Here is a 15,819-nt window from a genome sequence, read left to right on the forward strand (position 1 = left end):
CCGCAGCAAAACCGCTATTGAATTAGGAGCTGCTCACGCATAATCTACGAGGGCTAGAGGCCGAAAACACCAAAAATGCACCGCGACGAGACGGTGCGCGTCTTATGTGGTCCCGTCCCCGGTAGCTGCCTGAACGTAGCTGGCCTTTTGCTCCAGGTCGTTGTCCGAATCGGCATAGCGCTGGGCAATGCCACGGAACACCTCTTGCACGTGCAGGAAACCGTCCACGATGTCCGGGTCAAAGTGGCTGCCACTGCCCTCCACAATGATGGCCACCGCCTCCTCGTGCGACATGCCCTCCTTGTAGACGCGTCGGCTGATGAGCGCGTCGTACACATCGGCCAGCGCCATCATGCGGGCCGAGATGGGGATGGCATCGCCGGCCAGCCCCTCGGGGTAGCCAGAGCCATTCCACTTCTCTTGGTGCGAAAGTGCAATTTCTTTGGACATGCTCAAAAACTCCACCCGCGTGCCCAGCGCTTCTTCGGCGTGGGCAATGGCATCACGGCCCAGCGTGGTGTGGGTTTTCATGATCTCGAACTCTTCGGGCGTCAGGCGGCCGGGTTTGAGCAGAATGCGGTCGGGTATGCCCACCTTGCCAATGTCGTGCAGGGGCGCGGAGCGAAACAGCATCTGGATGTTGTAGGGCGTCAAAAACGCCGAGAAGCGCGGGTGCAACTGCAGGTGCTCCGCCAGCGCCTGCATGTAGTGCTGGGTGCGGCGGATGTGGTTGCCGGTGTCGGAGTCGCGGGTTTCGGCCAGCGAGGCCATGGCCAGAATGGTCACCTCCTGGATGGCCATGACCTCCTGGGTGCGCTTGGCTACTTCTTGCTCCAGAAAATCGTTTTTGTCGCGCAAAAAATCAGCACTGGCCTTGAGGGAGAGCTGGGTGGCCACGCGGGCCATGACGATGGGCGGACTGATGGGTTTGGTGATGTAGTCCACCGCCCCCAGCTCCAGGCCCTTCTTTTCGTCCTCAATTTCGGATTTGGCCGTCAAAAAGATGACAGGAATCTCGCGGGTGGCGGGGTGTTCTTTCAGGCGGCGGCAGACCTCGTAGCCGTCCATGTCCGGCATCATGATGTCGAGCAAGATCAGGTCGGGCGGGTTGTCCGACTGGGCGATCTTCAGGCCCTTCTCGCCATGGTTGGCTACCTTTACCTTGTAGGTATCCTTCAGCAGGGCGGCCATCAGGCTCAGGTTTTCGGGGGTGTCATCCACCACCAGCACGGTGGATTTTTCGGTGAAGTCGAGTGAGTTCATAACCTGGGATTCCGGTTCATGTGTCCATGGCAGCCTGCGCCACCGCCTTATTCAGGGCTTGCAAGGCCGCTTCAAAATCAAAGCCGTCCACCGCCGCTTCCACCGCGTGAAAGCCAGGCCCCCATGCGGCGCGCAACAGTGCCGCGTGCTCGCGCAGCACGTCCGCCGCTTCGGAATCGTCATCGGCCAGCAGGGCTGCCAGCTTGCGACTGGCCTCGGCCAGTTGTGCGGGGTCTACCGCCGCGCTCGCAGTAGCAACGGCTTCTGGCGGCAGAGCAGTCGCCAGAGCAGTCAGCAACTGGGCCAGCAGGTGCCGGGGGTGGTCCATCAAGGCCTGTACTTGTGCAGTCGGTTCCTGGTCGTGCAGGGCGCGCTCCACCTGGGCCATGGCGGCCTGCAGGTCGCTGGCGCCTATGTTGCCGGCCACGCCCTTCAGGGTGTGGGCCAGGCGTTCGGCCGTGGCTGTGTCGCCCGCCTCCAGCGCATGGGCAATCGGCTCCAGTCCGTTCTGGTTGCCGGCTACAAACTTGCGCAACAGGCGGATGTACAGCGTCTCCTTGCCCATCACGCGGCGCAGGCCCAGCTGGGTGTCCAGGCCCGGGATATCACGCGGAATGGCCATACTCTCCGCCCCAAAAGGCATGGGCGGCAAGGGCGCCACCAGTGCCTGCGGCGGCCCTGCTGCGTCACCCTCTGGCACCAGGCCCAGCCCGGCGCGCGGGCGGATCCAGCGCGCCAGCGCCTGCCACAGCGCATCGGGGTCTATCGGCTTGGTCACAAAGTCGTTCATGCCCGCAGCCAGGCACCGGTCCTTGTCCACCTGCATGGCATTCGCGGTCATGGCCACAATGGGCAGCTCGGCATGGCGCGCATCCTGGCGAATCTCTTCAGTCGCGCTCACCCCGTCCATCACCGGCATCTGCATGTCCATGAAGACCAAGTCGTAGGGCACCTGGGCCGCCAAGGCAGCCACCACCTTGTCCACCGCAATGCGGCCGTTGTCGGCCACGTCCACCACAAAGCCGGCATCGCCCAGCAGCTCCTGGGCAATTTGCTGGTTCAGGTCGTTGTCCTCCACCACCAGCACCCGCGCACCACGCAAAGGTGCCAGCAGGCCCAGGTCCGATGCGGAGTGCATCGGATACGGCGCGATGGCCTTCGCGCTGGCATGGCCCAGCACACGCAGCATGGTGTCAAACAGCACCGACGCGTTAACCGGCTTGATCAGCACATCATCAATGCCGGTTTCCTGCGCACTCTTGATGACTTCTTCGCGGCCATAGGCCGTCACCATAATGGGATGTGGCGCAGGCGTGAGCCCCAGGGCCCGGATGCGTTGCGCGGTCTCAATGCCGTCCATCTCGGGCATCTGCCAGTCCAGCATAAGGATGTCAAAGCCTTGGCCGCGCGCAGCGGCCTGGCGCACCTTCTCGATAGCCTCGCGCCCCGAATAGGCCGACTCCACGGCAAAACCAATGGTGCCGAGAAGGTGCGCCAGCACCGCAGCGGCGCGCTCGCTGTCGTCCACCACCAGCACGCGGCGGCTCTGGATGTCGTGGCGCGAGAGGTGCAGCTGGGCCTGCGCCTCACCCAACCCCAGCCGCGCCGTAAACCAGAAGGTGGAGCCCTTGCCATGTTCGCTCTCCACACCCACGGCGCCGCCCATCAGCTCGGCCAGGCTCTTGCTGATGGCCAGGCCCAGGCCGGTGCCGCCGTATTTGCGGGTGGTGGAGGTGTCAGCTTGCTGGAAGCTCTGGAACAGGCGGTCCATCTGCTCCTGGGTGAGGCCAATGCCGGTGTCGCGCACCTCAAAGCGCAGCAAGGCTTCGTTGTCCGAGCCTTCTTTCAGGCGCACTGCGATGCTGATCTCGCCTTTTTCGGTGAACTTGATGGCGTTGTTGGCGTAGTTGATGAGCACCTGCCCCAGGCGTAGCGGGTCACCAATCAGGCTTTGCGGCACCTCAGGCGCCACGTCGCAAATCAGCTCCAGCCCCTTGGCACTGGCCTTGTCCACAATCACGGTGGCCACGTTCTGAAGCACCTTGTCCAGCTCAAACGGAATGCGTTCCATCGACAGCTTGCCCGCCTCCACCTTGGAGAAGTCAAGAATGTCGTTGATGATGCCCAGCAGGTGCTGGCCCGACTGCTGGATCTTGCTGATGTAGTCGTGCTGGCGCGGCGTGAGCTCGGTTTTGAGGGCCAGGTGCGACATGCCGATGATGGCGTTCATCGGCGTGCGGATCTCGTGGCTCATGTTGGCCAAAAAGTCTCCTTTGGCCTGGCTGGCGGCATCGGCCGCCTCCTTCGCACGCTGCAGTTCTGCCGCAGCTTCGCGGTCCGCCGTGATGTCTTCGAACACCCACACCGTGCCCCACTCAGGGTGCTCCGTGTTCAGTGCGCGCCCATGGACGCTGGCCCAGAACAGGCTGCCATCGAGCCGCTGGTACTGTTGCTGTGCCTCGTAAAGCTCACCCTTGGAAATCTTGGGATAGGCCTCTTCACCGGCACGCGCGTAGGCCTCGGGACTGGCAAACAGCACTTCGGTGGACTGCCCCAACAAGGCATCGCCACCAAAACCGAACATGATTTCAATGGCGCTGTTGAAGCGCTTGATCTTGCGGTCCACCGTGAGCAACACGCCCAGGCTCACCGCCTCGAAAATCACACGCTGCTCCTGCGCGGCCTCGGCAATGGCGCGCTCAGCCGCTTTTTGCTCGGCCACATCCACAAAGGTGCCCACCAGCCCGGCAGGCGCCCCGTCAGCCCCCGCAAAACCGGACACGAAGTACAGCGTTTCGTGCAAGCGCCCGTCGGCAAAGGGCATCACCATTTCGCGCTGGACCTGCCCGATGGTGGCGATGATGGCTTCGTCCTCAGCCTGGTAGGCCTGCCGGTCTTCGGGTGGCAGGTACTCCAGGTCCAGCACCCGTTTGCCCAGCAAACTTTCCCGGTGCACACCAAACACACGCTCGTAGGCCCGGTTCACCCCCAAGAGGCGCGCGTCAGCCCCTTTGTAGAAACACGGGATACGGAATGGTGTCCACCAGCGCGCTCTGGAAACTGGCCTGGGCAGCCAGGTGGGCTTCCATGGCCTTGCGCTCCTCGTCGCGTTGCTTGAGCTCGTCAATGCTGCGCACAAAGCCGGTCCACAGGGTGCTGCCATCCACCTCGCGCTTGGGCGTGGCGGCCAGGTTGACCCAGTGCGGGGTGCCGCCCGGCTCGCCCACCCGCATGTCCAGGTTGCAGGGCTCCAGCGTCTGGGCGGCGGCCGCTCCGAAGGCCTGCAGCTGGCGGCTGTCATCCACATGCACGCGGCTGAAGAAGGCCGCCGTGTCAGCCACGATGGCTTGCGGCACCACGCCCCACAGGGCTTCGATCTGGTGGCTGAAGTAGGTGAAGCTCAGGCGCCCATCGGTACCGCGACGGGCCCGAAAAATCGCCAGCGGCAAGGCCTCGGTGATTTCGCGCAGCTGCTCCTCGGCCGCGCGCAAGGCCGCATCTTTTTCCAGTCGGGCAGCAGCACCGGCCAACTCCATCTGGCTGCGCATGGACTCGGCCTGCGCCGCAATGCGCTGGCGGTTCTGGCGCCAGGTGGCCAAGGCGAACAGGAGGGTGAGTCCACACAGGAATCCCGTCAGCGCCGCATTGGTGGTGAGATGCGTCTGGACCTCCGCGGTGCGCGCATCCACCGTCAGGGCCGAAGACTGCCCGGCCTCCACCGTCAGGTCCCGGATGGGGTCTTTCAGGGCGTCCAGCCGTTCTTTCAGCTCTAGCAGGCCAGCGGGGTCGGGCATGCGCCGGGCATCGGCATTGCCCAAGGTGCGGTCGGCCAGTGCCATGAAGGCCTTGAGCGAGGCCAGAGCGTCCTGGAGCAGCTGCTGGTCATGGATCAGGCCCTGCATATCGGTGCGTTCCAGCGCACTGGTGCGGCTGACAAAAATTTCATAGCGCAGCTGCAGCTGCTCCATGGTGATGCTCTCGGGCGACAAGACGCGCTGGGTCAGCGCGTTGCCAAAACGCAGGTACTCGCTCTCCAGTTGGAAGAAGGTCCACAACGCCTCACGGTCACTCTTGAGCGTCACGCGCTTGAGGCTCTCGTCCTGGCGGTATTGCACCACCCCAATGGCCAGGTACAGGCCTGCCAGGCCCGCCATGATCAGCGCCATCAGCCACTTGCTGTGCTTCATTCGCCGCCCTCGCTTCTATGTAGGGCGGCCTTACTGCACGATGAGTCGTGCCAGCTGCCAGGCCGAGCGGTTGTAGTAGATCTGCGACTGGAGTTCGGGCTTGGCATCCAGCGGGTAGACCACAAACAGTGGCCCCTTCTCGCGCACCGGCATGGGCTTGCCATTCATCAGCCGGGCCAGAATCACGTCGTGCTGGGTGGCGTCATCAAACGGAATGTCGGTTTTGTAGTCATTGAGGGCCACCGCCACGATCTTGTTGCCCTTGGCACCGGCGGCGGCCAGTACGTCGCGCAGCAGCGGCCCGGTGAATTCGGCACCCGCCGGGTACCAGGGCGATTTGGTGACCACGGTACGCTGGGGCAGCTTGGCGAGCATGGCCATGCTGAAGACCGCAGTCTTGCCCGCATTGGTGATGCTGACCTGCCCTGACACGGTGAGTACCACCGGCTCGGTGGGCACGTCCAGCGCCCATGCCGCAGGCGCCTGGGCCAGACAAAAGCCCAGCAATCCGGCGATGGTGAAAGAAACTGCGGCCTTGTACATGCTCTTGACAGATTTCATGGTGTTCCCCTGAATGCCGCTTCGCAGGTGCTACACGGGACAAACGTGCAAAAGCAAAGGGCATGCCCGTGTATATCACACGCGCCGCCGTTCGGGCACCTGATCTGGGCACCCCCGGTGTAGAGTGCTGCCACCGCGCCACGCTGGCGCAGCATTCTTTTTGCAGGAAACCCATGCTCACCACCCTTGCCACCATCTGGGTCCTTCACGTTGCGGCCATGATGAGCCCCGGCGCCAATGTGCTGCTGGTGTCGCAGCTGGCAGCCAGCGACCACAAGGCCAACGCCATGCGGGCAGCGCTGGGCATCACGGTGGGCGCGGCGATCTGGTCAGCATCGGCCGTTCTGGGGGTGAATGCGGTGTTCAGCGCCTTCCCCAGTCTGCGCCTGGGGCTGCAGGTGGTGGGTGGCGTGTATTTGCTGTGGGTGGCCAGCCGCCTGTGGCGTGCCAGCGGCCCTGAGCTGGGCGGTGCGGGCGCCAGCATGTCGGGCTGGGCGGCGTTTCGCCGGGGCTTTCTGACCAACATCACCAACCCCAAATCGGCGCTGTTTTTTGGCAGCGTGTTTGCAGCGTCCTTTCCCCACGCGCCCAGCCACACGCTGCAAGCCGCCGCGGTGGTGATGATTGTGTGCAACGCCTTGCTCTGGCACACATTGCTGGCGTACTTGTTCTCCCGCCAGCGGGTGCGCCAAGCCTACGCGCGTGGAAAAACCGGCGCCAACCGCGTGGCCGGGGTCTTGCTGGGCACGATGGGGCTGGGCCTGCTGGCTGCGACCGCGCGCGAAACGCGCGGATAAACAACACTTTTGCTCCATAAAAGATAGCTGCTTGCGCATATTCCACGGGCTTCTTGTCCATATTTGTCTCAAATCACCCGTTTGGGGGATGACGCCCCCTGCAAAGCGCGACAGAATGCCCTCGCCCGCCGCCCCGTAGCCACCCACTTCACCGAGTTCCCATGGACAGCCTTGCCCTTCTCCTCTCGCCGGCCTATGTGCCATTCACTGGTGCCCTGTTGGCCGTCATCGTGATCCTGACCGTGGAGGTGACGCTTACGGCCATGGCCGGCTCGGGTTTGTCGGACCTGCTGGATTCACTGATCGACATCCAATCCCTGCCGGACTCCAGCTTCACCAACTGGCTGCTGGTCAAAGAGCTGCCTATGCTGATCGTGATCTGCAGCTTGCTGGCGAGTTTTGGCATCTGCGGTCTGTTGTTGCAGGGCGTAATGACCCACGCACTGGGCCTGCCGCTGCCCAATTGGCTGGTGGTGGGCCTCTCGCTGCTGGGGGCTGTGGCAGCGGTGCGCAGCATGGGCAAGGCCCTGTCTGGGCTCAAGCTGGTGCACAGCTCTGCGGTGTCGCCCGCCAGCTTTATTGGCCAGCGTGTCACCTTGAACAGCCCGCAAGCGAGCCAGGGCTATGCCGGTGCCGCCAGCTTTACCGACCGCTATGGCGCCACCCACACCTTGATGGTGGAACCCACTCTGCCCGATGTGACCTACACCGCGGGCGAGGTACTCACAGTGGCCGAGCGTGTCTCTATTGCGCTGTACCGGGTCAGCAAATAAACACCCGCCTTGCACCTATCACTACCAAGAAAGAGAACTGAGATATGAACGAGATTCTGGGCGCCCTGAGCCCCCTTTTCAGCATCGTTGGCACCATTCTGGGCGCCGTGCTGATCATCGCCACGCTGGGTTTTGTGGGCCTGAAGTTCTACACCCTCTCCAGCAAAGAAAAAGCCTTTGTGCGCACGGGCGCGGGCAGCCAGAAGGTGGTGCTCAACGGCGGCGCGTTTGTCATCCCCGGTATCCACGAGATTGTGGAGGTCAATATGCGCACGCTGCGCCTGGAGGTGGACAAACAAGGCCGCGAATCCCTGATCACCGCGGACCGCCTGCGCGTGGACGTGAAGGTGGAGTTTTACGTGCGGGTGAAGGCCGATGAAGAGTCGGTTGCCAACGCCGCCCAAACCCTGGGCCGCCTGACCATGGCCCCGCCCGAGCTCAAGGCCCAGGTGGAAGCCAAGTTTGTGGACGCGCTGCGCGCCGTGGCCGTGAAGATGCCCATGTACGACCTGAACGCCCAGCGCGCCCAGTTTGTGCAACAGGTGCAGCAGGTGGTGGCCGAGGACATTGCCAAAAACGGCCTGGAGCTGGAGAGTGTGTCCCTGACCGCCCTGAACCAGACCCAGAAGCAATTCTTCGATCCGTCCAACGCCTTTGACGCCGAAGGTCTGCTGGTGCTGACGCGCGAGACCGAAGCGCGCCGCAAGAATGTGAACGACATTGAGCAGGACACCGCAGTCGCCATCGAGACCAAAAACCTGGAGGCCACGCGCCTGCAACAGTCCCTGCGCAAGCAGACCGAAGAGGTGCGCCTGAACACTGAGCAGGACATTGCCACGCTGACCGCCAACCAGCAGTCGGCCATTGCCGCTACCGAGGCCTCGGCCCGCAAGGATGCGGAGTCCGCCAAGATTGCGGCCGACCGCGAAATCCAGACCAACCGCATCGAGGCCAACCGCGTCACCGAAGAGGCCAATGTGCAGGCCAAGGCCGCCGTGACCATGCGTGGCCAGGAACAAAACATTTTGGTGGCCAACAAGTCCAAGGACGAAGCCGCCGCCAAGGCCCTGGCCGACGAGGCGCGCGCCAAGGCCGTGGCCGCCGAAGAAGCGGTGGAAACCGCCCGCCAGGTGGAAGTGGCCAACCGCAACAAACAAGTGACCGTGGTGCGCGCCGAAGAGAAGGCCAAGGAGTCTGCCATCAGCCTGGTGGTGGCCGCCGAAGCCGAAAAAGAAGCCGCCACCCACAAGGCCGAAGCCGCCCGCATGGACGCCCAGGGCGAGCGCGATGCCTCGGTGCTGCGCGCCGAGGGCACGATTGCCGAAGGCAACGCCACCGCAGAAGCGCTGGTGAAAAAGAACCAGGCGCAAAACGAACTGTCCGCCGAGCAGATTGCCCTGCAGGTGCGCCTGGCCGTGTTGGCGGCGCTGCCCGCCATCGTGGAACAAAGCGTGAAGCCGCTGCTCAACATCGACTCCATCCGTATTGCCGAAGTGGGCGGTTTGTCGGGTTCCAGCGGCGGCAACTCAGCCAACGATGCACAGGGTGGTGCGTCCGGTGGTGGCCTGAGCGACCAGGTGGTAGCCAGTGCCTTGCGCTACCGCACCAATGCGCCGGTGGTGGATGCGTTGTTGGGAGAAGTGGGCCTGAAGAGCGGGGGCGACATGTCGCAGCTGCTGGCCGGCGCCCTCACCTCGTCGTTCGTGGCCCAAGAAGCAGCGGCGGAACCCAGCGCCAACTAAAGGCTGGGGCGCAAAGCCCTTTGCCGAGGCCCAGGCCCAGGCTCAGACTTGGCCGCCAACGACCTCGTTGGCGGTGCGAAATGCCTCCACAGATGTGGGCACGCCGCAGTACACCGCGGCGTGCAGCAGCACCTCTTGAATCTCGGCCGCCGTCGCGCCGTTGTTCAGCGCGCCGCGCAGATGGCCCTTCAATTCGTTTTGTTTGCCCAGCGCGGTCAGCATGGCCACGGTGATCAGACTGCGGGTTTTCAAGTCTAGCCCCGGGCGCTGCCACACATCGCCCCACGCCGCACGGGTGATGTGCTCCTGAATCGGCGCGGTGAATGGCGTGGCATTGGCAAAGGCAGCCTCCACAAACGCCTCCCCCATCACCTGGGTGCGCATGGCCAAGCCCTTGTCAAAGGCCTCGGGTTGGGTGGAGAGGGGCAAACGGTCGGGGTCCAGCGGCATGGGAGGCTCCATCAGGGCAGAGGTGGCAATGCCCGTGATGGTAGCTGCGGCATCAGCCGCCGTGCCACTGCGCCAGATTGGCCAAGGTGACCAGCAGGCCACTGCTCCAAATGGAGAGACCGAGGGTTTTCTGAATTGATGCCATGTGATTGCTCCGGTTGCGCGAGAAGGTTCGCAGTAGGATGAATGGTAGGAATCTGCGCCCCGCATGTACATTCAATTGAACGAATGACAGCGATAGCTTTTACAAAAACAGGAGACACCCATGGCCACCCCGCGCTACCCCCTGCCCGACCTGAACACCCTGCCCGAAGACATCCGCGCCAAGATTCTGGAGGTGCAGGAAAAGTCGGGCTTTGTGCCCAATGTGTTCCTGGCCTTTGCCCGCCGCCCGGCCGAATGGCGCGCCTTCTTTGCCTACCACGATGCACTCATGCTGCGCGAAGGCAGCAGCCTGACCAAAGGCGAGCGCGAGATGATCATCACGACCACCAGCGCCGCCAATCAGTGCCTGTATTGCGTGGTAGCGCACGGGGCTATCTTGCGCATTTACGAGAAGAAGCCGCTGGTGGCGGATCAGGTGGCGGTGAACTACCGCAAGGCCGACATCACACCGCGCCAACGCGCGATGCTGGACTTTGCGATGAAGGTTTGCCTGGAGAGCCACACGGTGGAAGATGCCGACTTTGTCGCGCTGCACGCCCACGGTTTTGACGACGAAGACATCTGGGACATCGCCGGCATCACCGCGTTCTTTGGCCTGAGCAACCGCATGGCCAATGTGACCAGCATGATGCCCAACCCCGAGTTCTACCTGCTGGGCCGCTTGCCCAAAGCCAAGTAGGCGCTATTACTTTAGTAGCTGCTCGCGCATATTCCATAAGCGCTAGAGGCCTATTTCTTGATTTCTAGTTCGAATCGCGACATTGGTTGCGCAGGCCCGAGAGTACCTCAGCAGGGGTTTTGAAGCCCAAACAGGCGCGCGGTCTTGAGTTGAGCAAACGCTCAATGCGGGCAATTGAAGCTGGCGTTTGCAGACTCAATGGCTCGCCCTTTGGGATGAACTGGCGTATCAGTCCTATGGTGTTCTCATTGGTACCACGCTGATTGGGCCGCTGCGCATCACACACGTACAAACGCTCGTGCTCAACCACTGTGTGTAACTTGGCGAACTCACTACCCCGGTCAGTGGTGATGCTCAAAACCGGCCAGCGCGCATCACCCAACAGACGTTGGTGCACTGCAACCGCAGTCGTTTCTGGCAATCCGTTATCTAGCAAGACCAGCCTGGTGTATCGGCTACTGCGCTCCACGCACACCAGCAAGCGGGCCTTGTAACCCCCGCGCATGCCCATCATGGTGTCTATCTCCCAATGCCCCACCTGCAGGCGCTGGCGCACCTGGAGCGGGCGTTGAGCGATGGGTTGCACCGAGCGAGCCCAGCCGAACACGCTCAGAGGCCCTGTCTTGCACCGACGGTTGGGACGGGCACGCCGCAGAGGTCGATCATCTCGCTTGGGCCACACCCGGGCAGCCCATGCATAAATGGTCTGCATGCTGGGCATGTCAGGACTACTGCAAGCCGGTGCCAAGGATGCTGTGAACTGCGCGCGCCCTGCAATCTGCTGAGGCGACCAGTAAGACTGGGTCATTGCTTTGCGCACATGCTTCCACACTGCAGGGGTGTAGCGTGGAGCATTGGCGGCACAGCGTAGGGCGCAGCCACTGCGATGACTCTGGGCGCGTTGGGCGTTGTAGGCACCTTCGCATCGTTGAAGTTCGCGGTAGATGGTGCTGCGGTGACGGCCCAAGCGCAGGGCGATCTGGCATTTAGTCAAATCAAGTTCAAGCCAGGCTTGAATCTGGTAGCGTTCACTTGGGCTGAGGTGGTTGTGGGTCATTGGCAAACCTGTCGGTGTAGGAACCAAAAGGCTAACCAATTCACTCCATCCTCAGCCCTTCGTACTGCGCTCAGAGGTGTCGCAATTCGACTTGGAAATCAAGATTTTGCTTAAAAACACCATATTCCCCATACCCCTCCGCACCCTGTGCAGCGCGGCGCTGCTGGCTGTCACACTGGCGGGCTGCGCCAGCGCCCCCCGGGCCTTGCACTACGCGGTGCCAGTTCAACCCGAAGGTGCCAGTGGCAACACCGCCAAACCCGGCTGGGCTACGCGCAGATACGCAGTGGCCGCTGCCAACCCGCTGGCCACCGACGCCGGACAGCAGGTGCTGCGCGCCGGTGGCAGCGCGGTGGACGCGGCCATTGCGGTGCAAATGGTGCTGGCCTTGGTGGAGCCACAAAGCAGCGGCATTGGCGGCGGCGCATTTCTGCTGCACTTTGATGGCAAGACGCACGCAGGCCTTTGACGGCCGCGAGACCGCGCCTGCGGGCGCCACACCGAGGCTCTTTCTGGACGACAGCGGCCAGCCCCTCAAATTTGCAGATGCCGTGGTGGGTGGCCGCTCGGTCGGCGTGCCGGGTGCCGTAGCCATGCTGGCCCAGGCCCACCAGCAACACGGGCGCCTGCCCTGGGCTCAGCTGTTCACGCCGGCCATCACATTGGCCACCCAGGGTTTTGCCATCAGCCCGCGCATGGCCACGCTGCTGGCCAGCGAGCCGCACCTGAAAAAAGACCCGGTGGCCGCCACCTATTTTTACGATACGGCTGGCAAGCCCTGGCCCGCCGGCCATGTGCTGCGCAACCCGGAGCTGGCTGCCGTGCTGCAAGGCATTGCCGACCAGGGGCCTGCAGCCTTGCTGCAAGGCGAGGTGGCGCAGGCCATCGCCCGCAAGGTGCACGGCCACCCCAGCAACCCCGGAACGCTCAGCACCCAAGACCTGGCCCGCTACCAGCCGCTGGTGCGCGAGCCGCTGTGCTTTGACTACGCCGTCCCTGCCACGGCGCGGGACTACCGCATCTGCGGCATGCCGCCCCCCAGCTCTGGGGCCCTTGCCATTGGGCAGATCCTCAAGTTGCTGGACCACACACCCGCAGACCGCATGCCTCTGGCGCAAGGCCTGCCCAGCGCCGACTGGTTGCACCTTTACACCGAAGCCTCCCGCCTGGCCTTTGCCGACCGCGCGCAGTTTGTGGCCGACCCGGCCTTTGTGCAGCCGCCTGCAGGCAGTTGGCAGAGCATGCTGGCACCAAGCTACCTGGCCCGCCGCGCCCAAGCGATTGATGCCAGCCCCACAGGCCAGAGCATGAAAGCGGCAACGCCCGGCAACCCGGGCGCCGCGCCCCTGGCCCACGCGCCCATGCCCCATCAGGTGGAGTACGGCACCTCACACATCTCGGTGGTGGACGCCTATGGCAACGCGCTGGCCATGACCACCACCATCGAAGACGCTTGGGGCTCGCGCCAAATGGTGAACCGCGGTGTGGGTCTGGTCGGCGGCTTTTTGCTGAACAACCAGCTCACCGATTTCAGCTTTGTGCCCACCGGGGCAGACAGCCTACCGATTGCCAACCGCGTGGAGCCCGGCAAGCGCCCACGCTCCAGCATGTCGCCCACACTGGTGTTTGACAAAGCCACCGGCCAGTTGGTGATGAGCGGCGGCAGCCCAGGCGGCGCGCTCATCATCCACTTCACGGCCAAGACGCTGTACGGCGTGCTGCACTGGGGCCTGAACACCCAGCAGGCGATTGACCTGCCCAACTTCGCCTCGCTGAACGGCCCCACGCTGCTGGAAGAAAAACGCTTTGCTGCGGCAACCGTATCGGCCCTGAAGGCGCGTGGCCACACGGTGGTGGAAATCCCCATGCCCAGTGGACTGCAGGCCATCCAGCGCACGCCGGACGGCTATTTTGGTGGCGCCGACCCGCGCCGTGAGGGTGTGGTGCTGGGCGACTGAACCGGTACAGTTAGATGCCAAATTGGCACCTAGACCCCATGGAATATGCGCGAATAGCTATATAAACCATAGCAGTTCCAGAACCGTTCCGGCCATTCCGCGCCGGGCCCCCGTGGAATATGCCCGGGCAGCTATATAAACCATAGCTTCCTACAATCCTTCCATGGCCATCCCTCAAACCTTCATCCAGGAACTGCTTGCGCGCACGGACGTGGTGGAGATTGTGGGCCGCTATGTGCAGCTCAAGAAGGGCGGCGCCAATTTCATGGGGCTGTGCCCCTTCCATGGCGAGAAGTCGCCCTCGTTCTCGGTCAGCCCCACCAAACAGTTCTACCACTGCTTTGGCTGCGGCAAGAATGGCAATGCCATCAGCTTCCTGATGGACCACGCGGGCATGACCTTCATCGAAGCGGTGAAGGACCTGGCCGGCCAGTACGGCATGGTGATACCCGAGGAAGAAGGCAGCCCGCAGGACCGTGCCCGCGCGCAGGAACAACGCCAGAAACAGAACACCCTGACCAGCGTGCTGGAAAAAGCCGGCGACGCCTACAAGCGCGGCCTCAAAGAGTCGCCGCGGGCCATCGAGTACCTGAAGGGCCGGGGCCTGTCCGGGCGAAATCGCCAAGCAATTCGGCCTGGGCTACGCGCCCGAAGGCTGGCGCAGCCTCGCCAGCATCTTCCCGCAATACGACGACCCGCTGCTCATCGAGAGCGGCCTGGTCATCCTGCACGAAGCCGAAAACGGTGGCGAGGAAAAGCGCTACGACCGCTTCCGCGACCGCGTGATGTTCCCGATCCGCAACATCAAAGGCGAGTGCATCGGCTTTGGCGGCCGCGTGCTGGGCGACGAAAAGCCCAAGTACCTCAACTCCCCGGAAACGCCGGTGTTTAGCAAGGGCCGCGAGCTCTATGGCCTGTTCGAGGCGCGCAGTTCCCTGCGCGAGTTTGGCTATGTGCTGGTGACCGAAGGCTACATGGACGTGGTGGCGCTGGCGCAGCTGGGCTTTCCCAATGCTGTGGCCACACTGGGTACGGCCTGCACCAACGAGCATGTGCAAAAGCTGTTCCGCTTTACCGACGCCGTGGTGTTCAGCTTCGACGGCGACGCTGCAGGCCGACGCGCCGCACGCAAGGCGCTGGACGGCGCCCTGCCCTTTGCCACCGATGTGCGCAGCATCAAGTTCCTGTTCCTGCCTGCCGAGCACGACCCCGACAGCTTCATCCGCGCCCACGGCAAGGAGGCCTTTGCCGACTACGTGTCCAAGGCCACGCCGCTGAGCCGCTTTTTGGTAGAAGCCGCCCAGGAGGGCTGCGACCTGAGTACGGCCGAGGGCCGTGCCCATATGTCCAGCAACGCCAAGCCACTGTGGATGCAGCTGCCTGATGGCGCGCTCAAGCTGCAGCTGCTGGCCGAAATCGCCAGCCTGGTGCAGCTCAGCAGTGCAGAACTGGGCGCGCTGTGGGCCAGTACGGGCGGCAAGCCGGCGACTGAGCCGCAGCGCCGCAAAGCCGCTTCGGCCCCGGCGCCCTCCTACGACGGTCCGCCCGACGACGGCCACTATGCCTACGAGGAACCATCGGAGCCCTGGATTCCCCAAGAAGAGTGGAAGAAGAAAAGCGACTGGAAGAAAGACGGCTGGACGCCACGCAGTGGCAAATGGGAGGGTAAGTGGGAAGGCAAAGGTGGCAGCCGCTTTGGCGCGCGCGAACCCCGCCCCAGTGGCCCGCGCGCCAAGATCGACAGCCGGGCCGACCACGCCGCCCGCATTTTGCTGAGCCACAGCGAGCTGTGGGAAGTGCTGACCAGCGAAGACCATGGTTTGTTGTGTGAGCTGCCCTCACCCCATGGGGATTTGTTTGTTTGGCTGGAGGGCCAGCTGCACGAACATGGCCCGGTATCACGCGGCACCCTGCGCGATGCCATCGTGGGTCATCCGGCAGAAGACCTGGCGCTGCGCCTCATGGCCGGCCCCACAGTGTCGACCGAGCCGCTGGCCGAATCCGGCCCCGAGCTGCGTGACCTGCTCAACCGCATGTTGATTGACCGCATCAAGGAACTGGAAACTGAGGCCATTGCAGCCGCCAGCCACGATGCCAGCGCCCTGCAGCGCTACCGGGAACTGCAGCTGCGCCGCAAGCAGCTGGAGCTGGCGGTGCAGCCCAACGCGGCAGCCGCGGGCTGAGCAC

General features: G+C 63.5%; 10 protein-coding genes and 2 pseudogenes. 6 read left to right on the forward strand and 6 right to left on the reverse strand.

Translation table 11 applies throughout. The annotated features are described in order from the left end of the window. Positions 1–102: 102 nt before the first annotated feature. The 4 genes from U5O12_RS08905 to U5O12_RS08920 are packed head-to-tail and all read right to left on the reverse strand — an operon-like array spanning position 103 to position 6,011. Positions 103–1,263, reverse strand: a complete 1,161-nt coding sequence (locus U5O12_RS08905) for a two-component system response regulator (RefSeq protein WP_322578291.1) — start codon at positions 1,261–1,263, stop codon at positions 103–105. Positions 1,264–1,279: 16 nt separating this feature from the next. Then, positions 1,280–4,255 (reverse strand): PAS domain-containing hybrid sensor histidine kinase/response regulator, encoded by a 2,976-nt coding sequence (locus U5O12_RS08910; RefSeq protein WP_322578292.1) that lies wholly within the window; start codon positions 4,253–4,255, stop codon positions 1,280–1,282. 10 nt (positions 4,256–4,265) lie between these two features. Beyond that, positions 4,266–5,450 (reverse strand): hypothetical protein, encoded by a 1,185-nt coding sequence (locus tag U5O12_RS08915; protein WP_322578293.1) that lies wholly within the window; start codon positions 5,448–5,450, stop codon positions 4,266–4,268. A gap of 30 nt (positions 5,451–5,480) precedes the next feature. Beyond that, positions 5,481–6,011: a molybdopterin-dependent oxidoreductase gene (locus U5O12_RS08920; protein WP_322578294.1), complete on the reverse strand. Its 531-nt coding sequence runs from the start codon at positions 6,009–6,011 to the stop codon at positions 5,481–5,483. Positions 6,012–6,184: 173 nt separating this feature from the next. Here U5O12_RS08920 and U5O12_RS08925 point away from each other — a divergent pair, with 173 nt between their 5' ends. The 3 genes from U5O12_RS08925 (at position 6,185) to U5O12_RS08935 (ending at position 9,323) form a co-directional block, all read left to right on the forward strand. Beyond that, positions 6,185–6,808 (forward strand): LysE family translocator, encoded by a 624-nt coding sequence (locus U5O12_RS08925; RefSeq protein WP_322578295.1) that lies wholly within the window; start codon positions 6,185–6,187, stop codon positions 6,806–6,808. 161 nt (positions 6,809–6,969) lie between these two features. After that, positions 6,970–7,581: an OB-fold-containig protein gene (locus U5O12_RS08930; protein WP_322578296.1), complete on the forward strand. Its 612-nt coding sequence runs from the start codon at positions 6,970–6,972 to the stop codon at positions 7,579–7,581. A 44-nt stretch (positions 7,582–7,625) separates the two neighbouring features. After that, entirely contained in the window at positions 7,626–9,323 is a 1,698-nt protein-coding gene (locus U5O12_RS08935) for a flotillin family protein (RefSeq protein ID WP_322578297.1), read from the forward strand. Positions 9,324–9,365: 42 nt separating this feature from the next. Here U5O12_RS08935 and U5O12_RS08940 read toward each other — a convergent pair whose 3' ends face one another. Then, entirely contained in the window at positions 9,366–9,773 is a 408-nt protein-coding gene (locus U5O12_RS08940) for a carboxymuconolactone decarboxylase family protein (RefSeq protein ID WP_322578298.1), read from the reverse strand. Between the two features lie 265 nt (positions 9,774–10,038). On the opposite strand from U5O12_RS08940, the gene U5O12_RS08945 reads away from it, so the two are divergent. Beyond that, positions 10,039–10,617 (forward strand): peroxidase-related enzyme, encoded by a 579-nt coding sequence (locus tag U5O12_RS08945; protein ID WP_322578299.1) that lies wholly within the window; start codon positions 10,039–10,041, stop codon positions 10,615–10,617. A gap of 64 nt (positions 10,618–10,681) precedes the next feature. On the opposite strand, the gene U5O12_RS08950 is transcribed toward U5O12_RS08945, so the two are convergent. Beyond that, positions 10,682–11,674, reverse strand: a complete 993-nt coding sequence (locus U5O12_RS08950) for an IS30 family transposase (RefSeq protein ID WP_322578300.1) — start codon at positions 11,672–11,674, stop codon at positions 10,682–10,684. Positions 11,675–11,795: 121 nt separating this feature from the next. Here U5O12_RS08950 and U5O12_RS08955 point away from each other — a divergent pair. Then, positions 11,796–13,632, forward strand: a pseudogene (locus tag U5O12_RS08955) (gamma-glutamyltransferase family protein). A 163-nt stretch (positions 13,633–13,795) separates the two neighbouring features. After that, a pseudogene (gene dnaG, locus U5O12_RS08960) lies at positions 13,796–15,815 on the forward strand (DNA primase). Positions 15,816–15,819 lie beyond the last annotated feature (4 nt).

The organism is Rhodoferax sp. (assembly GCF_034519335.1).
In the GTDB taxonomy this organism is placed as follows: domain Bacteria; phylum Pseudomonadota; class Gammaproteobacteria; order Burkholderiales; family Burkholderiaceae_C; genus Allorhodoferax.